This window comes from Paenibacillus sp. J14 (genome assembly GCF_000518465.1).
Lineage (GTDB): Bacteria > Bacillota > Bacilli > Paenibacillales > Paenibacillaceae > Fontibacillus > Fontibacillus barengoltzii.
The window spans coordinates 33,608-56,199 of record NZ_JADQ01000015.1 but is presented as its reverse complement, the minus strand read 5'-3'; the positions used below and the strand labels follow the sequence as shown (position 1 = coordinate 56,199).

Sequence of the window (22,592 nt, the reverse complement as noted above, 5' to 3'; positions counted from 1 at the left end):
ATGTTTCTAGCCATGAGAGAGATCATGCACAGCAAAGTGAAATTTGCCATGATTGTCATTATTTTTGTGATGATGGCTTGGCTCGTATTCATCCTGTCCGGTTTGGGCAATGGCCTATCTTCGCTGGCGGCGTCAGCTTTCAAGAATATGCAGGCCGATTATGTTATTTTCGAGCAAGGGTCCCAGTCTTCCATGAGCAAGTCCCTGTTATCCGATCAATTGGTGGAAGAAGCTGAGAAGCTGCCGAATGTAAATGCAGCAGCTCCTATGGGGAGCACGATGGCCACCGCTCTGAAAGGGGACAGCTCCAAGAGTGATGATAAAGTGGATATCGCAATCTTGGGAATTCTGCCTGGCAGCTTCCTTGAACCGCAAGTGATTGAAGGCGATAAGCTGTCCGAGGATAACCTAACGGGTGTGATCGTAAATGACAACATGAAAGACGAGGGGTTCCAGCTTGGCGATACGTTTAAATTGGACGGATCCACCGTGTCATTAACGATTATCGGTTTTGTTGAGAATCAAACCTATAACCACCTTCCAGCCGTGTTTATCCCCATGCCGAAATGGCGGGAAATTGCCTTTGCCGCCCCGGGCTCCGACAAAGGCATTGAGGGGCCGGTTAACGCGATTATGCTGCAAGGACCGGATATTGATCCGGATACAATCAACAGCAAACTTGCAAATATCGACACTGTGACACGTGCCAAAGCGGTACAAGGCATGCCGGGCTACAAGGAAGAGAGTGGTACCATCTTAATGATGCTGGCCTTCTTATTCGTAATCTCAGCATTTGTGTTGGGCGTGTTCTTCTTCGTCATGACGATGCAGAAGACCAATCAATTTGGCATTATGAAGGCGATCGGTGCCAAAAATGGATTTTTAAGCAAAGCGATCGTGTCTCAAGTCTTTATCCTTTCCCTGGTTAGTATTGTCATCGGCATCCTTCTAGCCTACGGGACAGCGGCGATCATGCCAAAGGGCATGCCGTTTAATCTTGACACTAATCTTGTCGTCGTCTACTCGATTGTCCTTCTGGTCATTGCCGTGCTAAGTTCCTTAGTTTCGGTTCGTAAAATCACCAAAATCGATCCGCTTCAAGCACTCGGGAGGGTAGAATAATGACAACAACAGGTTTGCAACTTACGAATGTATCGAAATATTATGGCGAGGGCAGCACTCGGGTCTGCGCGCTGGACAAGGTATCCATCACCGTGAAGCCGGGGGAATTCGTCGCTGTCGTCGGCCCTTCGGGATCGGGTAAAAGTACCTTCTTATCCATTGCTGGAGCGTTGCTTCAACCTTCTGAAGGTGAAGTTCACTTAAATGGACAACCTATTTCTAAGCTCTCGGATAAAGAGTTATCCAGTATCCGATTAAAGGAAATCGGGTTTATTATGCAGTCTTCGAACCTGGTGCCTTATCTCACCGTACTTGATCAGCTGCTGGTTGTGAAGAAGATGTCAGGGAAGATCCGCGCAGAGGATAAAGCCCTTGCGACGAAGCTGCTGGAGGAATTAGGGCTGGGTGCGAAGCTGAAGAGCTTCCCAGAGGAACTATCTGGCGGCGAGAAGCAACGTACCGCGATTGCACGTGCTCTGATGAATCAACCTAACGTGATATTGGCCGATGAGCCTACTGCCAGTCTGGATACTCGGCGTGCGCATGAAGTGGTCAACCTGATCGCGAATCAAGTGAAAACACGCGGGATTGCAGCTGTAATGGTCACTCACGATGAGCGCATGCTCGAATATTGCGATAAGGTGTATCGCATGGAGGATGGCAAACTGAAGCAAGCTACACAGGTGCATCTGGCACACTAAATTGGGCATAAGGAGGGGTGAAAATGATCGTCGTCACCAACCGAATTAAGGTAAGAACGGGAATGGGAGCGGTTATGGCTCCTGGCTTTACGGCCTCCGGTTCGCTGGATCAAACGAAGGGGCTTGTGAAAGTTGAAGTGCTTCTGGCGCAACACGCAGATCATGATGAGCTAAATGTGAACATGCATTGGGAATCCATGGACGATTTCACAGCGTGGAGAAACAGTGATAGCTTTAAAGAAGCCCATAAGCGTCCGGAACCAGGCACCCATGGGGAGGTCAAAGAATCCCCGATTCTCGAAAGCCAGCTGATCACCTACGAGGTCGCCTCACTGAAAGAAATCGCGAAATAACCTTAAGACGCAAAACCAGCTCATTCAGATGGAATGGGCTGGTTTTATTACATAAAAAAACAAGCATCGCTAACGGATGCTCGTTAAGAAGAAAAATCAGAACGTTATTTCTAAACATATTTCTTGCTCTGCATACCCTTGTTATTTAACTGATAGTGATTGTAACTCAAGAGAAATCGCACATGATTTATTGCACGAAACTTGAATTTATAGGTCTTTCCTTTCTGTTTTCGCGCATTTTTCCTTGTCATCTTAATAATTTTCAATGTTTTCTTTCTTTGGTTTATCTTTCTTTTGGATTGTCTAACATGCGGTTTTTCCTTCCGTTTGCAGCGTTTCCGTTTCTTCCGAATGATAATAAAGCCTCGGGGGCCCCGCTCACCTTGTGGGCCAGGAACTCCTTGGGGCCCCTGTGGACCAGGTACACCCTGCATTCCCTGAGGGCCTCGCATGCCGGGTTCCCCTTGTTGACCTTGCGACCCGGGCACCCCCTGAGGGCCTCGGGGGCCTTGCTCCCCTGGCAGACCTTGCGGGCCTTGTTCCCCTTGAGGCCCTTGGGGACCTTGAGCCCCTGGCAGACCTTGCGGGCCCGGTTCGCCCTGGGGCCCTTGGGGCCCTTGAGGACCGGGTGGACCCGGAACCGGTGAGAAAGTACCCAGTTTGGTGACAAATGCGTCTTGATCCCCCATAAGGGAGGTTTGAAAAGCTCCAGGACTCGTCGGGAAATTAACAGACGAAGTAGCGCCGGTTACGTAAATATTAAACGAGCTATCTACGGCAACTCCATTCCCCGCATCTCTTAAACTTCCCCCTAAATAGGTAGAATAGACGAGCGCATTGCCAGCCGTATTGAATACTGTCACAAAGGCATCCTCCGTGCCGCCGAATATACTTTGAAAGGCCCCTGGAGTTATTGGAAAATCAGCGGACTCTGTTGAACCTACTACGTAGGCATTACCTGCTGTGTCAACGACAATGTCTAAGCCTATATCGGAGTCTGTACCGCCCAAATAGCTCGAGTAAAGAAACGCCGTACCCGAAGCATTGAGCTTGGTCACAAAGGCATCCATTGAACCCCCAAGTACCGTCTGAAAAGCACCTGGCGTTGTCGGAAAATTCATGGAGCTTGTAGAGCCGGTGATATACACGTTTTCTTGTTGGTCAATCGCGATGGCATCCCCTGTTTCAAAATCGCTGCCGCCGATGTAAGTGGAAAATTCCAGTGTGGATCCCGTCGGATCGAACCTTGTAACAAAGGCATCTTCAATTCCTCCAAACGCGGGTTGAGCTGCGTTTGCCGTGACTGGAAAGTCATCCGAGAAAGTACTTCCGCTTACAATCGGATTCCCTAGCGCTGTAATGACAATTCCCGTGCCAAAATTAAAGGAGGATCCGCCCAGGTAGGTTGAAAAAACAAGCGCACTCCCAGCAGCGTTTAATTTAGTGACAAAGCCGTTAATGATTCCTGGTGCAGAGGTCTGAAATGCCCCGGGTGTGACCGGAAAGTCACTCGACGTGGTTACCCCTGTGACATAAGCATTACCTGAGGCATCAATCGCAATATCATTACCGGTCTCATCACCGCTCCCCTCCAGATAGGTAGAATAAATCAAGGATGACCCGGTTGCATCCAATTTGGTGACAAAGACGGAGTTGACCCCCAAAAATGTCGTTTGGAATGCCCCTGGCGTAACGGGGAAATCTGGTGATCGCGTCTCTCCTGTAATAAACACATTACCAGCCGCATCAATGGCAAGGCTCGTCGCTCTATCAAAGGCGCTGCCACCCAGATAAGTGGAGAAAACAAGTGCGGTACCTGTCTCATTCAGCTTGGTAATAAACGCATCTGTATCCCCGGCAAGGTCTGACTAAAGGCACCTGGAGTGGTCGGAAAGTTGTCAGAAGAGGTGCTTCCAGCAACATACGCTTGGCCTGAGTCATCAACAACAATATGAAGTCCTGAGTCAATATTATCCCCGCCAAGATAAGTAGAGTAAATTAAGACCGGATCAATAATGATGGGATATTCGGGATGATAATCAGAGTCCACTTGGAAGCCAAAGCTATGGCAGCCTTGAGCATTGCTATGAAGAACAAACCGGCTTTCTACAGGCACTCGTTCACCATCAATATCCTGATAACTTACCGGTTTAGCTTCCTGCTTTACGCCTTGTCTCATATGGATCTGAAGATTCCCATCCCTATCTAGGGATAGGCTCTCTGCACCACGGTACGCCAAGCGAATCGAAGCGATATCCGCTGATGGATGGACCACAAGATCATATTTCAGCTTATTGCCGTCGCCTTTGAAGATCAGATCTATACCTGCCCATAAGTCACGATAGATGATTTCATGGTAGGTTGGCAGGTTTCTCCTCCACTGCCCGGGATCGTTCCCAACTAAATAATGAATCTTTCCCTCCGCAGGGTCACGGCCTTCCATGGTTACGTTCGCATTGGACTCGAGAAACTGTAGAACAAGCTCCTCGTATTTTCCGCCTCCTTTGCTTACAAATAATACTTCCATTGGAGCAAAGTAAATCGATAAGCCGGGCTTCTTCGTCTGAAACCCTGTCGCCGAAGATCCTTGTTCCGTATATTCCCAGAAGGTCAACGGCAACTTGCCGAAATCGTACGTCGCCTTTTGCTGTATGTCCTGAACAGCCGTCAAAGGCTTAACACCTCTTTTCTTGGGATATAAGTCTATACGCTCCAATGTATGAGCTAGTTCATAATCACGACTGGACAATTCCCCTGAGTAATTAGCATATTTTTCCTCTATACAATAGGGATAGTTTAAGAGCAATGTCTCCTAACAAAAAAAGAGGCTGTCCCGAAAGTTATCGTCTAGGATGACTTTGGGGAAGCCTCTTCTTGTCGTTCTTAACTTGACAGACATTGTAGCCCTATATACAGTAATAATAAAACTGTACCGTACAGTATTAAATAGAGCTTGGAAACTTATTCCGGAGATTGGGGGGACCAGTATGAAGAAAACAATGATAAGGGCAATCCCGGCATTCCTTATCATTCTGATGGTGATGGGAAGCTTACCAGGATTGTTCACGAAATATGAGGGCAAAGCGTATGCGGCAGAGAGCTTTGCCGGAGGGGCAGGAACGGCCAATGATCCTTACCAGATCGCAACTGCTGAACAGCTTAATGAGGTCAGAAACCATTCGACAGCAGGCAAATATTTCGTCCTAACAGCTGATATTGATCTTTCAAGTATGGGTAACTGGGTGCCAATCCCTAATTTTCAGGGGGTTTTTGACGGCAATGGTTATGTGATTTCGAAATTGTATATCTATTCAACTCAATACAATGTAGGTTTATTTGAAAGAACCACAGGGGCAACATTGAAGAACATTTGGCTAGAGGACATCAGTGTTCATCGTGACAGTGTAGGTAATGTAGGCGGTTTGGCAGGTTGGATTGACGGCGGCATCATTGAAAACAGTTATGCAAGGGGGACAGTGAGTGGTGCTGATTTTGACGGCGGCTTGGTAGGATATAATAAAGGTACCATTCGAAACAGCTATGCAGCGGTAAACACAAGTGGTGGGGGTTATGTAGGCGGCTTGGCGGCATATAACCATGGTGTCATTCAAAATAGTTTTGCAACGGGTGCAGTAAGTGGTTATACGTTTACAGGCGGTTTGGCGGGATATAACTATGGTACGGTTCAAAACAGCTTCTATGACATCAATACGACTCGACAATCGGATTCAGGCAAAGGTATAGGCAAGTCAAATGAAGATATGAAATTGGCATCTACGTTTGCTGATTGGAATCATGTCATCTGGCGTATACAAGATGGTCAATATCCGGAAATCAGAAATATTCAGTTAACACCAGGCACGGATGCAGGAACAACGAAGCTGACGCAAGTTGAGAATGGAATGGAATTTTCGGTAGAGGCTTCATCATTCAATTCGATTACGAGTGCAGTATACGATAACATTCCGGTTAACGTGGGGGATAGAATTACGATTCAATTCGCCTCGCAACCAGAATTGGGTAGTGTAACCAAGACGGTCAGATATATCGACATCCAACCGGCAGAAGCACCTGCGGCCTTATTGGAACAGGGCTCAACGTCTGGTACGACGAAGTTGGTGGGCGTCTCCGATTTGATGGAGTATAGCGTTAACGCAGGCGAATATCAGGATATATCAGATACGTTCGTTGACAATATAGAAGTCGATGAAGGCGATCAGATATATGTTCGAATGAAGAAGACCCTGCTGCAACCCGCTTCGAAAGTGCGAATATTAAATGTAACATCAGCGGATATCAAGCCTGCGGCAACGATCAGCATAGCAGAGATTACTGGGGTGACGGTGCCGGCGAGGGGGCAGATTCCGGTTTCAACATTGCCGGGGACGTCTGAATATGCGGCAACGATCGAGTGGTCGCCGGCGAATAGCGTATTTAGGGCGAATACGGTCTACATCGCAACGATTACGGTTACGCCTAACATAGGATACACGTTAACGGGGGTTCCGGCGGATTTCTTTACGGTAGCAGGTGCGACATCGGTGACGAATGCGGTGAATTCGGGGGTGGTGACGGCTGTATTTCCGGCAACAGGGTCAGACCCGGTAAGTGACAACGGCGGCAGCAATGCACCTTCCGTAACTCCGGCAGATAATCCACCTCCAAGCGAAACTCCGGCAGATCCTGAGCCCGCAACAGAAGAGGATACGATTTATAATAAATACATTATTGATGAAGATGAACTCGTAGAGAGGCTTAAAATCAAAGCGGCAGAAGCGAAGGAAGCAAATGCGGAAAGCGAGTTTGCTGACACGAGGGAACATTGGGCTGTAAAGACCATTGAGATCTTCGACCGATTGAAATTGATTACCGGTTATCCGGATGGCTTATTCAGGCCGAACAATGCGATCACACGGGCTGAGTTTGCAAGGATTCTAAATCGCGTGTTCCATATTCATAATAGAGACGGCAGCAATATAAGCATGGAATTGAAGGATATAGAGGGGAGCTGGGCTAAAGAGGATATTGAGAAGCTTGCGGCAGCGGGTGTAATAAGAGGCTATCCAGACGGTACGTTCAGGCCGAATCAGACGATCACGCGTGAAGAGATGGTGGTCATGATATCGTTTATTGTCAATCTGGACGTACTGGAGAAGGATACGATCAAAGGTCATTTCAATGATCTGGACGGTGCTTATGCAGCAGAGAAGATCATAGCGGAAGCACAGGCAGGTATCGTCAGCGGCAAAGGGGCGGGAAGATTCGAACCGAAGAGCCGTGCCACGCGCGCAGAAGCGTTGCGGATAATCTTGAACGCGCTGCAGCTTCACCCAGAGCTCAAGAAATCGTTAGATTCGCTTCTCTGACCCGTCATCTTCGTCCGTATACGTAGTGAGGGTCGAACAAACATTAGGCACATACGTATGACGGGAGACCGCTATAGACCGAAACAAACTGAGGATGGCGCAGGTTATTTCTGCGCCATCCTCATCTTTTAGTTAAGTACTTTGATTTCTCATGACGAGCTGTCTTCTACAAGTGATTATTATTCACTTATGGGACAACTCCTTCCTGTTATTAAAAACATAACAACGTACTCTATCGCTTAAAACGGATTTGTCGCAATAAAGCTGGCTGTTTTCACATAAACGCGTTGGCTGAGCTTCAATTGATTGACGATGAATTCCGCCAAATCTTCCGCTTGAATATATTTGGACTCATTGTTGTCCTTGATCAGATTCAAGTCCAGGGCCAAATCCGTTGCTACGGTACTTGGCGTTAGTGCCGATACCCGAATGTTGTTGCGGCGAACTTCTTGCGCAAGCGACTCGGTAAACCCGATCACCGCGAATTTTGAAGCGCTGTAGGCACTTGCGGTGGCTGCCCCGTTCAGGCCGTTCGTCGAAGAGATGTTGATGATGTCTCCGCTATTTTTTTCGACCATTTGGGGAAGTACAGCTCGTGTTACATAATAGGTACCCAATACATTGGTGTCGATCATGCCTTTCCATTCAGCCGGATCCATCTCCAACACCGTACCAAACGTGGCGATTCCCGCGTTATTGATTAGAATATCCGCAGCTCCCAGCTCGTTCTTCAGCTTCTCAACCGCCGTATCCACTTGTTCCTTCGAGGCGATGTCGGCTGCCGCGTAAGCGACCTTAACCCCCAGCCCTTCCAGTTCAGCAGCAACTTGCTTCAACGTCGACTCCGTTCTTGCCATTAATCCAATATGAACGCCTTCCTTCGCTAAGGCAACGGCGGTTGCTTTACCGATCCCCCGTGCTGCTCCGGTGATGATCGCAACTTTTCCTTTTAAGGATTGTGCCATTTTCTTTTGGCTCCTCTCTTTGTTTGGTCTTCACTCCTCCCTTATTATACTGCACTTAGACAGGCAAACGTAAATGCGAAGAAGCACAGTTGACTTAAACTAAGGTTTAAGTCGTATCATATGGGTTGTCGACAAGAATTCCTTAAGATTAGGAGGCCTCCATGATGAAGTACTATACCATTGGCGAAGCTGCAGCCATGTATCATATACCAGAGTCCACCTTGCGCTTTTATGAGAAAAAAGGTCTTCTCCCGTTTATCAAACGGGACGAGGCGGGCAGACGATTATTTTCGGAACGTCAATTGGCGTTGCTTCAAATCGTCACCTGCCTCAAGAATACTAATATGCCCATCAACCAGATTAAGCAATATATGGACTGGGTTGTAGAGGGAGATTCTACAGTAGAGAACCGACTCGACATGCTATTGAAGCATAAGCAAAATGTGCTCGATGAAATCGTGCTAATGCAGGAACACCTGAAAGAGATTGATTATAAAATCGATCTTTATCAAAAACAACTACGAGGTGAAGAGAACCAATGAAACTTTCTGGAAATACGATCTTGATTACTGGCGGCGGCTCCGGGATCGGACTTGCCTTTGCAGAGAGATTTGTGCAAAGCGGTAATACGGTCATCGTTATCGGCAGGCGGGAAAGCGTGCTTGAGCAAGCTCGGAAGCGAGTTCCCGGTTTAATCACCCGGGTGTGCGACTTGGCCCAAGAAAGCGATCGTGTCGCCTTGTTGGATTGGGTAACAACCAACTATCCCGACGTGAACGTGCTGATTAATAACGCCGGGATTCAACTGCGCTACAACGTGCTCAAAGCGGATGTGAGAGACAACTGGCGCGAATACAGCAAGGAGATCACCACGAACCTCGATGCACCGGTTCATTTGTCCCTGTTGTTCGCTCCATATTTCGCGAAGAAAGAATCGGCAGCCATTGTGAACATCACTTCTGGTTTGGCGTATACTCCTTTTGCGATTGCACCAGTCTATTCCGCAACCAAGGCCGCGCTTCACTCTTTCACGATGAGCTTAAGACACCAGCTGTCTGCCACATCAGTTGAAGTGATTGAAGTTGCTCCTCCGGCAGTAAACACCGATTTGGGAGGAGGCGGCTTGCATACCCATGGGGAACCGCTGGATGCGTTCACGGAAGGCATTTTCCAAGGTTTAGCCGAAGGCAAGCAGGAAATTGGGTACGGTTCTTCGGTTGCCCGCCTGCGGATGTCCCGCGACGATATCGACAAATATACGGAACAGCTCTACCAAGCCACGAAAGATTCTATTGAGTAATGGAAATGGAGCGTAACAAGAAGAAGCCGCTTCGGGATGAAGCGAACTTGAAGCTCAAAAGGAGATTGCCTTCTCCACGGACAGCAAGCCAGCCGCCTCAAACTAAATGTAAATGCATCAAGGGACGCCCGCTCAGGCGCCCCTTTTTGTTTATTATGCGTGATCATTCTTTCTTAATTTGCTCTTGCAATTAATTGCTTGTCTCTCCGGCCATGCAGAAGCATATAAATGACCAGTGACAGGAGGGCAAGGACCGCTAAGCCGATAAACAAGGAGCTATAACCAATGATCGGTTCCACAATACCGAGAAGCGAAGGACCAAAGCCAAGCCCTGCATCTAAGGCAATAAAGAAAGTGGATGTAGCCAGACCCGTACGTTCGGCGGGCGTAACACGAACCGCTATGGCTTGCGCGCCTGATTGCAGATTCCCAAATCCAGCGCCAATGATTGCTGCCGCAACCAATAGAATAAATCCAGAATAAGCACCGCTAATTAAGACAAGGCCCCCTGCAAAGAGAATAAAGCATGGAACCATCACATAGTTCGATCCTCTGGTATCCATCAGACGGCCGCTGAATGGACGGGTTAACAAGATCGCTATGGCATAGACTAGGAAGAAGAAGCTCGATGCGGTGACAAGATCCCGTTCCTGGGCAAAGAAATTAATGAAGGATAGGATGGCCGCATAGCCAAAAGACATCAGGAAGGTCACAATGGCGATGGAAATCGCGTTCGGTTCAATATAGTGTTTAAAGCTGAAAGCCTGTTTTGGTTTCTCGGTTACCGTATGGGCTTTGGAGGTCGGTACTGCAGGTGCCTTCAGAATAAAACTAATGATGAACGCGACAACAGCCAATGCCAAACAGAACAAGAAGATGTTCGTGTAGGACGTATTCTGGCTCAGGGTGATCCCCAAAAATGGCCCAATGGCCGTACCCAGTGTACTGCTCATACTGAAGTAGCCAATCCCCTCACTCTTCCGGGAGATAGGGACAATTTGCGCAACCATCGTACCCGTAGCGGTGGATGCAATCCCGGCTGCCATTCCGTTCACTAGACGTATGATGAGAAACAGCCAGATCCCAGCATACACAACATAAAGTCCTGTCGTAATAATAAAGGCAATCAGGCCAATGACTAATACCTTTTTGGTACCAGCCGAGTTAATCACACGCCCTGTAAACAGGCGGCCGATCAAGGTTCCGACGATATAAATCCCGGTAGCAAGCCCGCCTTGACTGGCTGAAGCATGATATTCACTAACGACGAACGAGGCTGTCGTAACCATCAATAAGTAAAAGATTAGAATGACAAAGAAGTTAATCACCGAAACGGTAAGAAAATCTTTGGTCCATAGTTTCTCCTTAATTCCACTCACTGCCTTTCTCCCCAACTCTCTTGATTAGATTTTGTCGAATTCGATGGATGATGTTCAAAAACAATTGTTGTTCTTCCTCCGTGATGCCAGCCGTAATCTCTTTGTCTAAAGCATCAATAAAAACACGCACTTGTCTATATATGGCGCGGCCTTTCTCAGTTACATGGAGATGTTTCTTGCGCTTGTCTTCTCTGGAAATCTCAACACTCACATACCCTGCCTGTACAAGATCTTTGAGGATTCTTGTAACGTTCGGTTTTTCAATCGTTAGCCTTTGGGCCAAATCAGCAGCTGTTAAGGCTTCATCTTGAATCAACTCAACCAATACGATCCATTCCAAAGGTTGAATGCCATGTTCTCGCAATATTTCGTTGATTTGAACTGCGAGCGGTCTCATCATCAACCCAAGATCACGATATATTTGGGGTGGAGAATTCATCAAATCTCCCTTTCACCTCGAAAATCTCCAAATTAGTTATTAATGATAACTAAATTTTTGTGCATTTTCATCTTATTACATTAATTTTCATGTGTCAATGTATCATTTAACCAACAAATAGACCCAAGCCTGAAAGTTAGCTTGGGTCTGTTTTGATTTCGGATGTCGTATTTGCCTTTACTTTGCCGAGCGGCCTCAAGCAGATAACCCTACACCTTCCTCTGATACGGACACCGGCTTGACGAGTGCTTTCTTCTCCCAAGCCCGGCTTCTCCAGCGAAGCAGCATGATGAGTCCGCGCAGCCATTCATCCACCGCAAACGCAATCCATATGCCAAGGAGTCCTATCTCCAGGTGAACACCCAGCAGGTAAGCCAGCGGCACCGATACGCCCCACATCGAGCATACGCCCATCAGAACGGGGAAGCGTGCATCCCCGGCGGCGCGCAGCGAATTGATGATCACCATATTGAAGGTCCGACCAGGTTCAAGCACGATCGACAGCAGGAAGATGCTGGCTCCGGTTGCGATAATCGCAGGATCTTCGGTGAACAACCCGATGAGGTCATGTCGGAAGATCGAAGCCGTCCCCACAATGGCCAAGGTGAGCAGAAAGCTGATCCGTACGCTTTTCATCAATCGCTTGTAGGCGGCCTTCATCGCCCCTGCTCCAACCATTTGTCCGACGATAATCTCCGTCCCCGCCCCAATCGACGCGGCCAATGCCATAAAATAGTTGGAGATGTTCATCACATAAACATGCGTATTTAATGCAGTAATGCTAATCATATTAACGAAGCCCATGATCATCAGGTACTGCGATTGCCAAGCCAGATGCTCTCCCGCCGCAGGCAGCCCCACGCTTAGGATCTGCTTCGCATACGTCCCGTTCCAAGTCACGTAGTCTTTCCCGTGAATCGGAGCAGGAACCCGGCGATACAAGATGAAGAACAGAACAAGGATGCCGACAAACCGGCTGACGACGGTTGAGATCGCTGCACCGGTCACGCCCATTTCCGGAAATCCGAGGTTCCCGAAGATCAGCAGATAGTTGCCGGTCACGTGGAGAAGATTCACGCCCAGCGTCACATACATGACGCTTTTGGTGTTGCCGCTCGAACGAATAACCGACGATACGGCATAAGACAGCGCCTCGATCCACATAAAGCCGCCGATGATCTTCAGATAATGGCTGGCAATGCCAATTTGTTCCTCATTTAAGTTGAGCAGCCGCAGAAGCGGCTCGCCTAAGCCAACCAGAACGAGGCTGACGAAGATCCCGAAGATCAGGTTCATCGTAATGGCCAGCGCCGAGACGCGGCTTGCTTCTTTCTCTCGCCCAGCACCGATATACTGCGAAACGGCCACACTCGTTCCGATGCCCACAAATCCAAACATCAGAATACAGAAATAGATAATCTCATTCGCTAAGCCCACCGCGCCGGTTGCCGTATCGGAAATGCGGCTCAGCATAAACACGTCAACGGTGCCCAGCATCATCCGTAACACCGAATCGATAAAGATCGGCCAGGTTACAGCGAATAGGCTAAGTTTCTTCCATGATGGTATACGTTCAGTTAGTGTCACGGTTTTACAAGCTCCTACTAGGTAATTTGCTTTGACGCCTTCCCTAGTGTAGCTCGCGATCAATGATTCGTCTATGGGAAAAATTATGTTTAACGAAGCTTGCCAAAAGAATAAAGGCGCCCACTATGGCGCCCGTTCCATACCTTAGGATGCTTCCACATACTTTTTGAAGTTATCCATGATCGCTTGCCAGCCGGCTTGTTGGAATTCGACCGGATGTGTGTTCTCCGCATCAAACGTCTCAACGACCTTCGTCCCTTGGCCTTCGGCAGCGAAGGTGATCTCCACTCGTCTTCCATCCCCCATCGTATAGGAGATGAACTCATGCGTTTTCACGTCATCGTACACACCGCCAAAATCAAAGCCTTCACTGCCATCCTTCGCTTCCATCCGAGTCAGAAACTTCCCGCCGGGGCGCAAGTCATTCTCCGATCTTGGCGAATGCCAATCCTCGGATGCTTGATTCCACTTCGTAATGTGCTGAGGTTCCGTCCAGCAGCTCCACACCTTTTCTACCGGGGCTTGAATGACCGTTTGTACAGTAACTTTGGTTGGTTGATTCGTTTCCATTTTACAAAGGCACCTCTTTCAAATAGGATTGTTTTTTGACTTTACATTCCTATAGACGTAACGCAAATTCGAAATTCATCGGTCGATTTGCTCCGGCAGCCCTAAACGCAAAAATAATTTCGTATTAATAAAATTCTGCACATGCAAAATATGATCTTCTTTCGTTTCAAGGACATGAATCCCCCAAGGCACCAGGTGATCCCCTTCTCGGCTTGGCATGTACTGCGCAAGCGCCGGGTACCCACCGTTAACCTTTACCGGTATAAACCGAGAACCTTCGCAATGCCACCGGGTAAGCGAGAAGAATTTCGCCAAATCCTCTCGGCCGCGAATCCACATGGGAAACGGCGGCATGGACATGCAGCCTTCCTCATGAAATAAGGCGACCAACCGGTCGATATCAAATTGCTCGAAGGCATCTACATAACGCGACAGCAGCTCCGCGTCCGGCTCACCTGCCATGCGGCTGAGCTCATCGGAACGAAGCCGGGTCCGGTTCATCGTCTCTCTTGCTCTTTGCAACGCACTGTTCACGGCTGCCGCCGACATCCCCAACGTCTCCGCGATTTGCTTGGATGACCAATCAAAGACATCCTTTAAAATCAATACGGCTCGTTGTCGGGGAGGCAAAGTCTGCAGAAGCGCAATGAAGCAGAGTTGCAAGGTATCCTTGCGGATGAGCGCCTCCTCGGGATTCCCCCCCAAATCAGGGGCCAGCCATATCCAGGCGGAATCGGGTAACGTCTCCCGAGGTTCCACGATCGAGCTCGCCGGATCAGACAGGTCGATGGGAAGCACCCGGCGTTTCGCTTGCCTTAGTTTATCCAAACAGAGGTTGGAAGCTATCCGATAGATCCATGTCTTCGGCGAGGAATCCTGCCGGAACGAGCTCCAGCTCTGCCACACGCGAATAAAAATCTCCTGAACCGCATCGTCCGCGTCATCGATCGATCCTAACATGCGGTAGCAGAACGCGGTAAGCTCCGGCTTCATTTTTTCCAATAACTGCAGGTCCAGGGGGGTTCCGTTCATATAAGCCTCCTTACAGGAAAAATGGAGATATCTAACCGATTTCCTCCCTAGTCGCCGTTCGACTCCCGATATGAAATCGATTCGCCCAGGACACCTCATTGACAGGAAAAATCCAGAAGAGACCTCTATTATATTCTATTTCTCCTATGGAATCCCTTTCAGAGGAAGGTTCTTTTATTTAAAATTTTTAGCACTTGCTTGCCTCCCTAAAAAAAGAGCACCCTACCCGAAATCTGGTGCCTACTCATCAGATGACCGGATTGTTAGAATGAAAGCGTTCTCCTATGTAAGGATTTTCCTAGTGTGCACAGGTTAGGAGAATGAGGACAATAAAGGGAGGGTATTTATGAAACGGACTCACTTTGCAGAAAGGCGGCTTGCTCGAGGTGTATTCAGCATGCTCCTGGCGGTCATCATGGCAGTTGGCATCGGTTTTGTGCCGACACCGGCTCAGGCAGCCGAGACCACCATTACATCGATGAGCTACTTCTCACCCGCAGACGGGCCGGTCATCACCAAGTCGGGAGTTGGACAAGCGAGCTACGGCTTTGTGATGCCTATTTTTAATGGCGGTTCGGCAACCTGGAACGATGTCGTGCAAGATTTAGGCGTTAAGGTGAAAGTGAACGGCAACTGGGTCGACATCGACAGCGTCAGCAGCTTTGTCTACAACCAGAACTGGGGCCACTGGTATGACAGCGGCTTTACCGGATATTGGTTCGTCCTTTCCGCAACCACAGAGATTCAGCTCTACTCCAAGGCAAACGGGGTTACCCTTAACTACACTCTCGTCTTCCAAAATATCAACACCACCACAATCACATCAATGACACCTACGCAAGGTCCGGTTATTACCGCTGGTTTTACAGGCGGGGCAGGCTTCACCTATCCCGTGTTCAACAACGATCCATCGATTCCTTATGCTGCGGTTGCCGACGACTTGAAGGTGTATGTGAAGCCGGTGAACAGCAGCACCTGGATCGACATCGACAACAATCCGGCCAGCGGCTGGATCTATGATCAGAACTTCGGCCAATTCACCGATGGCGGCGGCGGCTACTGGTTTAACGTCACGGAGTCCATCAACGTGAAATTGGAATCGAAAACTTCATCAGCGAGCCTCGTGTATACGATTATTTTTAATGAACCGGTAAGAAATTCGTACACTCTAACGCCTTATGAGGGAACGACGTTCACCGCAAATGAAAGCGGCGCCATTGGTCTGCCCCTGCCGAAAATTGACGGAGGCGCTCCCATTGCCTCGGAGCTGGAGAACTTCGTGTATCAGATCAACATCAACGGTCAGTGGGTAGATCTGGCGGATTCCAGTCAAAGCGGGTTCGTCTATTCTGCGAATGGTTACAATAACCTGTCCAGCGCGAACCAATGGGGCTATTGGGCTGACTACATCTATGGCCTGTGGTTCCAGCCGATCCAACAGGATATGCAAATCCGTATCGGCTATCCTTTAAATGGGCAAAAGGGCGGTAACGTGGGCAACAACTACGTCACTTACACCTTTATCGGTAATCCTAACGCCCCGCGGCCGGATGATTCCGATCAAGAGGATATCCCGCTGAGTACGCCAAGCAATCCGAACATCGACGGGTTGACCCTCATCTGGCAGGACGAATTTGACGGGACTCAGCTGGATCTAAGCAAATGGAATTATGAACAGGGATACTACCTGAATGATGATCCGGGCACTTGGGGCTGGGGCAACGCGGAGCTGCAGCATTATACGGACAGTCCGCAAAATGTCTTCGTTCAGGACGGCAAGTTAAATATCCGGGCGCTGAACGATCCCAAATCGTTCCCGCAGGATCCTAGTCGTTATGCACAATACTCGTCCGGTAAAGTGAACACTAAAGATCACTTCTCGTTAAAATATGGCCGAGTCGATTTCCGCGCGAAGCTGCCTACGGGGAACGGCATTTGGCCGGCGCTGTGGATGCTGCCGCAGGATCAAGCCTACGGCACTTGGGCCGCTTCCGGTGAGATCGATGTTATGGAAGCTCGCGGTCGTCTGCCCGGCAAGTCTTCCGGCGCGATTCACTTCGGCGGACAATGGCCGGCCAATACCCATCTCTCGGGTGAATACAACTTCCCATCCGGGCAAACGATCGCCAATGACTTCCATGTCTACTCCGTCGTTTGGGAAGAGGACAACATTAAATGGTATGTAGACGGCAAGTTCTTCTTTAAGGCCACCCGGGATCAATGGTATTCCACGGCTGCGCCAAACAACCCGAATGCACCTTTTGATCAGCCGTTCTACCTCATCATGAACCTGGCGATCGGCGGTAACTTCGACGGCGGCATCGCCCCAGGACCTGGTGATATCCCGGCCACGATGCAAGTCGATTATGTGCGTGTCTATAAGGACAACGGCAATGGCGGCGGCGGTCAAAATCCCGGGAACCCGGGAGATCCGGGCACGCCCTCCACGATTGTGATCGGCGATCAAGTGAAGGGACTGAAGAAAACCGGCGATAACCTGTTGTTCTACGTCAACGGCGCGACTTTTGCGGATCTGCACTATAAAATCAATAACGGTGTGCAGCTCAATGTCGCCATGACCCCGGTGGGGAACGGCAACTATACCTATGCGGTGAACAACCTAAGCCAAGGCGATGTGGTGGAGTACTTCTTCACCTATAACCCCGGGCAAGGGGCGCTCGATACCCCCTGGCAAACCTACATTCACGGGGTTACTCAAGGAACGCCGGAATAACATATGAAAGATAGAAAGGCCGTTCCATATTGGACGGCCTTTCTGTCACCTTATTTAATATATGTTATGTCATCCCTCGGGGCAAACCGCTCATTATTGAAGGGCACCGCCGCTAACTAACAGACGTTGACCACTCACATAGGAAGATAAGTCACTGGCAAAAAATTCAGCTACATTGGCCACATCGTCCAACGTGCCTAATCGCCGCATAGGATGGGCTTGGATAAGAGCATCTCTAAGTTGTGCTCGATCTCCCGGGTTTGTCCATAATCCCGCACCCTCGATAACCGTTGGTACGATCGTATTCACAGTGACCCCTCGGTATCCGATTTCCTTCGCCAGCGCCTCGACGAGATACATCGGTGCTACCTTGCTGCTGCCATATAAGGAGTACCCAGCCATAGCACTAGTGGTTGTGCTTGATGAAACATAGATGATGCGTCCGTTATCTGCTACGTGTTTGGCCGCTTCTTGAATGGTAAAGAATGCACCCTTGGTGTTGACTTGAAATAATCTGTCAAATTGTTCTTCCGTAATATCAACTGTCGGGATGTTTACAAGCTCTATACCGGCGTTCGCAACGACAATATCAATTTTCCCTAATTCCTGGAGTGCGATTTGGAACATTTTCCGGACCTCGGCTACTTGGCTGATATCAGCTTGAATAGCAATCGCCTTCACTCCGTATGCTTGCAAGCTGGAAACGGTAGCTTCTGCGGCAGCCTTATCACTCGTATAATTTACGGCAATATCGGCCCCTAAAGACGCATATCTTTCTGCGATGGCTTTACCGATTCCTCGTCCAGATCCGGTTATCAATGCGACTTTGTTTCTTAGGTTGGTCAAGAAATGCGCCCCCTTCTGAGATTAAAGAGACATGCCTCCTGAAACCTCAATACGTTGAGCATTAACCCAACGGTTCTCGTCGGACAGCAACGAAGCGATAGCCCCTGCAACGTCCTCTGGTTCCCCGACACGACCGAGCGCCGTCATTCCCCCGATCAGCTTCTTGAGATCATCATTCGTGCGGAGTCCGCTAAAATCTGTAGCGATCGCACCCGGCGCAACAACGTTGGCGGTGATTCCACGTGGTCCCAACTCTTTGGCCAAATACTTAGTGAGAACCTCAATAGCACCTTTCACGGATGCGTAAGCACCACTCTCCGGAACCGCAAAGCGTGTAAGTCCAGTGGAGATGTTTACAATCCGACCGCCATCATTGATAAGCGGCAACAGTTTCTGTGTCAGGAAGAAGACTCCCTTGAAGTGTACTTCGTACAAACGATCCAACTCTTCCTCTGTTGTCTTCTCGAATGAGTTATGGTGAGAGATCCCCGCGTTGTTTACGAGGTAGTCAAATTTGGTAGCGCCCATTTCTTTTAGCGCATCTTGTACATTTTGTACAAAAGCGTCAAAAGTACGGACATTGCTTGCATCAAGTTGTAGGGCGATTGCCTTACGTCCGGTTTCTCGGATCTCGGAGACAACTTTCTCTGCTTCTTCTTGATTAGAACGATATGTGAAGATTGAATCGACACCATGGTTTGCAAGGGCTAAAACAGTACTTCTGCCAATACCCCGACTTCCCCCTGTGACGATAGCAATCTTTGGATTGGTTTGTGTCATTGTGCATTCTCTCCATTCTTCATTGGATTCACCAGATAGTTTATCCAGTATCACTAGTCATCATCCTGGTAGGGGACACTTCATTAACTAACTGGTTGGTTATATAATAATACTAATTAACTAGTTAGTCAACTGTGTTTTTATGATATAATAAATCCTAAATCCAGGCTTCAATAAGGAGGGGCACCCATTGAGAAACGCTGAGGCAACAAGAGAGAGGATCATGGAGGCTGCTTTGGATGAGTTCTCTGCCTATGGTATTGCTGGAGCACGTGTTGACCGCATTGCTAAAAACGCGGGTTGCAATAAGAATTTAATTTACGTTTACTTTGAGAATAAAGAAACGCTATTTACAACCGTCCTCGAAAGACACTTAACACGTGTTTATGAGGAAATTGATTTCACGCCCGAGGATCTTGCGGGTTATGCCAAAAGAGTATTCGATTGGGCGATGACAAATCCACAAATTGTAAGGTTAATGTCATGGTATAGTTTAGAGCGGAAAGAAGACACGCTATCCGAGCGCGCCTCCGTGCGTGACAAGAAAATCAAAGCGATCATGAATGCACAAAACGAAGGTCTGGTGGGAAAGACATTCACTCCCGGCTTTCTTTTGACTGCCATCATGGCTTTAGCAACTGCCTGGACGCCAACTCATCCTTTCGGGCCTTCGCACGACCCGAATGCTGTGAACTTTCCGACGGAAACGAGGGAAGCTATTGCTAAGGCCGTTCGTCTGATTGCTAAAGGTGAATAAGTTGATATTCTGCTTCACAACCACCAGCAATTAGGGCCCCCGATTGGGGGCTTTTTTTATGACCGTTTTGCATCCGTACGAAGTTCGTTGAATACAATAACTCGGATTGAGGGTGTTGAATCTGGACAGAAAGGATGTCACTTCCGTGGAATTTCTGTTGAAAGCCATCTACCGAGAATATATCAGCAGTTTGAATAAACGGGACTTGTCACAACTGGGCCGATTTGTGCATGAGGATGTTCGCTATAATGAGCAGCCAATCGGCTTAGCCGGTTACCGCCAAATGCTGGAGGGCGATTACCGAGATATTCCGGATCTCTATTTTAATATCGATATTCTCGTTTGTGAGCCGCCCTATCTTTCGAGCCGCTTACGCTTTGATGTCACACCTAAGGGGCAATTTATGGGTTTGCCGATCAATGGACGAAGCGTGTTGTTTTATGAAAATGTCATTTACAAGTATGAAGGCGGAAAAATCAAGCAAGTGTGGTCCGTCATCGACAAAGCCGCGATTGAAGCCCAAATTTCTTGATTTCGCCCGGTGTTGCATCAAGAAGAAAAGGCCGCTCAACGTTGAACGGCCCTCCTGTCAGTTATATGAATACTCGCCCTTAATCACGAAGAACGAGCCCCGGATCGTACCGGCCAATTTCGACTTCTGCCGGGCAAATTTGAACTTCTTCTCCTCCAGCTCCTTCGGAACCTCCATGCCTTCAGACAGCTTAAAGCCCACGGCCCGTTTCTTTGGATCGTCCAGGGTGTACATGACGTTAACCCCTAAGCCGTCCTCGTAGAAGACGAACGCCCACCGGATGTTTTCCACCTGAAAAAACGACGTTTCTAACGGCTTTGCCGAGAACTCGATCCCCCGTTCTTCTTTTAAGATTCGGTTCACGTAATCCAGGGTTTCCTGGCTTTCGCTGGCTGGCTCAACCGTAAACACATGCTTATATTTGTTCATAAAATAACGCGCCTCATTGGCTCGCAGTCCGGCTAATGCCTCTGCTACAGGAGAGGACTCTAAACCGACAGTAGATACATTTTTGAAATCAACGACATAGGACATGCTTGCCCCTCCTCTTCTTCTCTATTTCCTTACGACAGGGATCCACATTTCTCCCGCGACGCGGCCATTCGCTTGTTCCATCAAGACGGCGGTGTTAGGCCCGCCAACATAAGCAACTTGATTCAGTTCCGGCAGAACTTGGCCAAAAGCGATCCCCGCCAGCTGATTACTTAGTTCATCCGGCGCGGTGCCTTCCCCTTTGACAATTACGTACTCTCCCTTCGGGAACTGAATGACCCGGGAGCCTTCGGCATTCGGCAGCGTTTCACGGCTAAGTACGCCAACGTAATACATCATCTTGTTATTAACCGCTTCGTTGACGGTAAAGACATAATCGTTCTCCGCAATCGCTTTAAGCTGGTTGAGTCGACCGTCCTCAGTGACGGCTTGCCAGAAACTCGATTTTTCCTGATTGATGCCGGCAAAATCCGTGTAATGACTTTTTAATTCTGTGCCCAGACCAAAGACCGTAAAGCTGTCCTTCTCTTCCAAAACATAATTCGCCATGTTTTAAAACCTACTCTCTTTTTAAATTTGTTTTCTGTTCTTGATGGGTTTATCATAACTTTAAATCATGTCAAAAAATGAACCTGTTTAGGAGTCACGATGAAAAAAGTTGAACGGATTAACACCATCATGCGTTATATCAACAATCGGTCCCACTTTACCATCACGGAAATTATGCAGGAATTTAACATCTCCCGCTCGACGGCGATCCGAGACATCCGCGAAATCGAAGCTTTAGGAATGCCGCTCGTTGCTGAGGTTGGACGGGACGGCGGTTATTCGGTGATGCACAACTCGATCCTGCCTGCCGTGCGGTTTACGGATAACGAGGTCAAAGCGCTGTTCATCGCCTTCATGGCCACCAGAAATGCCCAGCTTCCGTATCTCAAGAGTCGCCAATCCTTAGCCGAAAAATTGCTGGGGCTGATCTCGAAAAACCAACAGGATGATCTCCTGCTCCTGGATGACATCTTGCTCTTTGAAGGGACCAACCCGCATAATCCCGATCTATTGGAGCTTTCGGACCTTCCCCATCCAATGCTGGAGAAGCTGATTCAACACCTGCTCATCGACAGCTATTTATGGATTACCCTGGAGGAAGGGGATGGAATCAACTCGTATCCGGTTTTTCTGTTGCACCTTTATCGTGAGAAAAGTCTGTGGTGGATGGAAGTGTTGGATTTACAGGAAGAGAAGAAACGAATGTTCTCCGTCGACCAGCTTACTCAAGTCGAGCTCTACTCTCCCAAGAAACGAATGAGCCGAAAGAAAATTCTGGAGCTCCTTGGCAAGCAAGAGGAAGCATACAACCTGATCCTGGAACTCGGCCCTCATGCCATTGCCCAGTACAAAAAATATCATCCCTTAAAAGCATTCATTTCCTATACCAATCCGTATCAAACCACCGCCATGCTGAAGATGGTTGTCCAAGTAAATCAACGGGACGAGATCACCGAGGCGATCAACTGGCTGCTGTTTCTCGGGGAGGATTTCAAATTCAGGAAGGTACCGGAGGAAATCATCGAGGAGTTACGTCATAGAGGTAAGGAAATAGAGCAGACAGTAAAAGCTAGATAAGGAGGTAAGGA

22 protein-coding genes are annotated in these 22,592 nt (G+C 48.5%); 10 read left to right on the top strand and 12 right to left on the bottom strand.

What is annotated here, in order from left to right:
• The 3 genes from M891_RS0107875 to M891_RS0107865 are packed head-to-tail and all read left to right on the top strand — an operon-like array spanning position 1 to position 2,176.
• A complete protein-coding gene (locus tag M891_RS0107875; RefSeq protein ID WP_028538430.1) occupies positions 1–1,122 on the top strand; it encodes an ABC transporter permease in 1,122 nt (373 codons plus the stop codon).
• Positions 1,122–1,823 carry an ABC transporter ATP-binding protein gene (locus tag M891_RS0107870; RefSeq protein ID WP_016314483.1) on the top strand — a complete coding sequence of 234 codons (702 nt, stop codon included), beginning with the start codon at positions 1,122–1,124 and terminating at the stop codon, positions 1,821–1,823. The genes M891_RS0107875 and M891_RS0107870 overlap by 1 nt, the downstream gene beginning before the upstream one ends.
• A gap of 23 nt (positions 1,824–1,846) precedes the next feature.
• Complete coding sequence (locus M891_RS0107865) at positions 1,847–2,176, top strand: heme oxygenase (RefSeq protein WP_016314484.1); 330 nt, start codon at positions 1,847–1,849, stop codon at positions 2,174–2,176.
• Positions 2,177–2,286: 110 nt separating this feature from the next.
• On the opposite strand, the gene M891_RS24590 is transcribed toward M891_RS0107865, so the two are convergent.
• On the bottom strand, positions 2,287–3,966 hold the full coding sequence (locus M891_RS24590; protein ID WP_269635576.1) for an SBBP repeat-containing protein: 1,680 nt from the start codon (positions 3,964–3,966) through the stop codon (positions 2,287–2,289).
• Positions 3,967–4,001: 35 nt separating this feature from the next.
• The gene (locus M891_RS24585) at positions 4,002–4,847 is read right to left on the bottom strand and encodes a DUF7948 domain-containing protein (protein WP_028538428.1); all 846 of its coding nucleotides are present in this window, start codon (positions 4,845–4,847) and stop codon (positions 4,002–4,004) included.
• A 316-nt stretch (positions 4,848–5,163) separates the two neighbouring features.
• On the opposite strand from M891_RS24585, the gene M891_RS24580 reads away from it, so the two are divergent.
• The gene (locus tag M891_RS24580) at positions 5,164–7,542 is read left to right on the top strand and encodes an S-layer homology domain-containing protein (protein WP_016314486.1); all 2,379 of its coding nucleotides are present in this window, start codon (positions 5,164–5,166) and stop codon (positions 7,540–7,542) included.
• 239 nt (positions 7,543–7,781) lie between these two features.
• Here the strand turns inward: M891_RS24580 and M891_RS0107845 are convergent, their stop codons facing one another.
• On the bottom strand, positions 7,782–8,507 hold the full coding sequence (locus tag M891_RS0107845) for a 3-ketoacyl-ACP reductase (RefSeq protein ID WP_028538427.1): 726 nt from the start codon (positions 8,505–8,507) through the stop codon (positions 7,782–7,784).
• 164 nt (positions 8,508–8,671) lie between these two features.
• Here M891_RS0107845 and M891_RS0107840 point away from each other — a divergent pair, with 164 nt between their 5' ends.
• Positions 8,672–9,049, top strand: coding sequence for a MerR family transcriptional regulator (locus M891_RS0107840; RefSeq protein WP_028538426.1), 378 nt, complete (start codon positions 8,672–8,674; stop codon positions 9,047–9,049).
• On the top strand, positions 9,046–9,807 hold the full coding sequence (locus M891_RS0107835) for an SDR family oxidoreductase (protein WP_028538425.1): 762 nt from the start codon (positions 9,046–9,048) through the stop codon (positions 9,805–9,807). The genes M891_RS0107840 and M891_RS0107835 overlap by 4 nt, the downstream gene beginning before the upstream one ends.
• 173 nt (positions 9,808–9,980) lie before the next feature.
• Here M891_RS0107835 and M891_RS0107830 read toward each other — a convergent pair whose 3' ends face one another.
• The 5 genes from M891_RS0107830 to M891_RS0107810 form a co-directional block, all read right to left on the bottom strand.
• Positions 9,981–11,186: an MFS transporter gene (locus M891_RS0107830; RefSeq protein ID WP_028538424.1), complete on the bottom strand. Its 1,206-nt coding sequence runs from the start codon at positions 11,184–11,186 to the stop codon at positions 9,981–9,983.
• Positions 11,173–11,625, bottom strand: coding sequence for a MarR family winged helix-turn-helix transcriptional regulator (locus M891_RS0107825; protein ID WP_028538423.1), 453 nt, complete (start codon positions 11,623–11,625; stop codon positions 11,173–11,175). The genes M891_RS0107830 and M891_RS0107825 overlap by 14 nt, the downstream gene beginning before the upstream one ends.
• Before the next feature lie 195 nt (positions 11,626–11,820).
• Positions 11,821–13,212: an MATE family efflux transporter gene (locus tag M891_RS0107820; protein ID WP_016314492.1), complete on the bottom strand. Its 1,392-nt coding sequence runs from the start codon at positions 13,210–13,212 to the stop codon at positions 11,821–11,823.
• A 144-nt stretch (positions 13,213–13,356) separates the two neighbouring features.
• Positions 13,357–13,782 carry an SRPBCC family protein gene (locus tag M891_RS0107815; protein ID WP_028538422.1) on the bottom strand — a complete coding sequence of 142 codons (426 nt, stop codon included), beginning with the start codon at positions 13,780–13,782 and terminating at the stop codon, positions 13,357–13,359.
• Between the two features lie 75 nt (positions 13,783–13,857).
• Positions 13,858–14,814, bottom strand: a complete 957-nt coding sequence (locus M891_RS0107810) for a sigma-70 family RNA polymerase sigma factor (RefSeq protein WP_028538421.1) — start codon at positions 14,812–14,814, stop codon at positions 13,858–13,860.
• Positions 14,815–15,160: 346 nt separating this feature from the next.
• On the opposite strand from M891_RS0107810, the gene M891_RS0107805 reads away from it, so the two are divergent.
• Positions 15,161–17,548, top strand: a complete 2,388-nt coding sequence (locus M891_RS0107805; RefSeq protein ID WP_028538420.1) for a glycoside hydrolase family 16 protein — start codon at positions 15,161–15,163, stop codon at positions 17,546–17,548.
• Positions 17,549–17,641: 93 nt separating this feature from the next.
• Here M891_RS0107805 and M891_RS0107800 read toward each other — a convergent pair whose 3' ends face one another.
• Positions 17,642–18,394 carry an SDR family oxidoreductase gene (locus M891_RS0107800; protein ID WP_028538419.1) on the bottom strand — a complete coding sequence of 251 codons (753 nt, stop codon included), beginning with the start codon at positions 18,392–18,394 and terminating at the stop codon, positions 17,642–17,644.
• Between the two features lie 21 nt (positions 18,395–18,415).
• Complete coding sequence (locus M891_RS0107795) at positions 18,416–19,228, bottom strand: SDR family NAD(P)-dependent oxidoreductase (protein ID WP_307719224.1); 813 nt, start codon at positions 19,226–19,228, stop codon at positions 18,416–18,418.
• A 136-nt stretch (positions 19,229–19,364) separates the two neighbouring features.
• Here M891_RS0107795 and M891_RS0107790 point away from each other — a divergent pair, with 136 nt between their 5' ends.
• Positions 19,365–19,931 (top strand): TetR family transcriptional regulator, encoded by a 567-nt coding sequence (locus M891_RS0107790; RefSeq protein WP_028538418.1) that lies wholly within the window; start codon positions 19,365–19,367, stop codon positions 19,929–19,931.
• A gap of 145 nt (positions 19,932–20,076) precedes the next feature.
• The gene (locus tag M891_RS0107785) at positions 20,077–20,463 is read left to right on the top strand and encodes an ester cyclase (protein ID WP_016314499.1); all 387 of its coding nucleotides are present in this window, start codon (positions 20,077–20,079) and stop codon (positions 20,461–20,463) included.
• Between the two features lie 57 nt (positions 20,464–20,520).
• Here M891_RS0107785 and M891_RS0107780 read toward each other — a convergent pair whose 3' ends face one another.
• Together M891_RS0107780 and M891_RS0107775 are read right to left on the bottom strand one after the other, a co-directional pair.
• Positions 20,521–20,997, bottom strand: coding sequence for a hypothetical protein (locus M891_RS0107780; protein ID WP_028538417.1), 477 nt, complete (start codon positions 20,995–20,997; stop codon positions 20,521–20,523).
• 21 nt (positions 20,998–21,018) lie between these two features.
• Entirely contained in the window at positions 21,019–21,504 is a 486-nt protein-coding gene (locus M891_RS0107775; protein WP_016314501.1) for a GyrI-like domain-containing protein, read from the bottom strand.
• Positions 21,505–21,603: 99 nt separating this feature from the next.
• On the opposite strand from M891_RS0107775, the gene M891_RS0107770 reads away from it, so the two are divergent.
• Positions 21,604–22,581 (top strand): helix-turn-helix transcriptional regulator, encoded by a 978-nt coding sequence (locus M891_RS0107770; RefSeq protein WP_028538416.1) that lies wholly within the window; start codon positions 21,604–21,606, stop codon positions 22,579–22,581.
• Positions 22,582–22,592: the final 11 nt, after the last annotated feature.

Bases quoted from the DNA above. Each gene is read 5' to 3' on its own strand.
- M891_RS0107835 (WP_028538425.1), top strand. From the start codon at position 9,046: ATGAAACTTTCTGGAAATACGATCTTGATTACTGGCGGCGGCTCCGGG.
- M891_RS0107780 (WP_028538417.1), bottom strand. From the start codon at position 20,997: ATGTCCTATGTCGTTGATTTCAAAAATGTATCTACTGTCGGTTTAGAG.
- M891_RS0107870 (WP_016314483.1), top strand. From the start codon at position 1,122: ATGACAACAACAGGTTTGCAACTTACGAATGTATCGAAATATTATGGC.
- M891_RS0107805 (WP_028538420.1), top strand. From the start codon at position 15,161: ATGAAACGGACTCACTTTGCAGAAAGGCGGCTTGCTCGAGGTGTATTC.
- M891_RS0107815 (WP_028538422.1), bottom strand. From the start codon at position 13,782: ATGGAAACGAATCAACCAACCAAAGTTACTGTACAAACGGTCATTCAA.
- M891_RS0107825 (WP_028538423.1), bottom strand. From the start codon at position 11,625: ATGAATTCTCCACCCCAAATATATCGTGATCTTGGGTTGATGATGAGA.
- M891_RS24580 (WP_016314486.1), top strand. From the start codon at position 5,164: ATGAAGAAAACAATGATAAGGGCAATCCCGGCATTCCTTATCATTCTG.
- M891_RS0107775 (WP_016314501.1), bottom strand. From the start codon at position 21,504: ATGGCGAATTATGTTTTGGAAGAGAAGGACAGCTTTACGGTCTTTGGT.
- M891_RS0107875 (WP_028538430.1), top strand. From the start codon at position 1: ATGTTTCTAGCCATGAGAGAGATCATGCACAGCAAAGTGAAATTTGCC.
- M891_RS0107810 (WP_028538421.1), bottom strand. From the start codon at position 14,814: ATGAACGGAACCCCCCTGGACCTGCAGTTATTGGAAAAAATGAAGCCG.
- M891_RS0107770 (WP_028538416.1), top strand. From the start codon at position 21,604: ATGAAAAAAGTTGAACGGATTAACACCATCATGCGTTATATCAACAAT.
- M891_RS0107845 (WP_028538427.1), bottom strand. From the start codon at position 8,507: ATGGCACAATCCTTAAAAGGAAAAGTTGCGATCATCACCGGAGCAGCA.
- M891_RS0107865 (WP_016314484.1), top strand. From the start codon at position 1,847: ATGATCGTCGTCACCAACCGAATTAAGGTAAGAACGGGAATGGGAGCG.
- M891_RS0107840 (WP_028538426.1), top strand. From the start codon at position 8,672: ATGAAGTACTATACCATTGGCGAAGCTGCAGCCATGTATCATATACCA.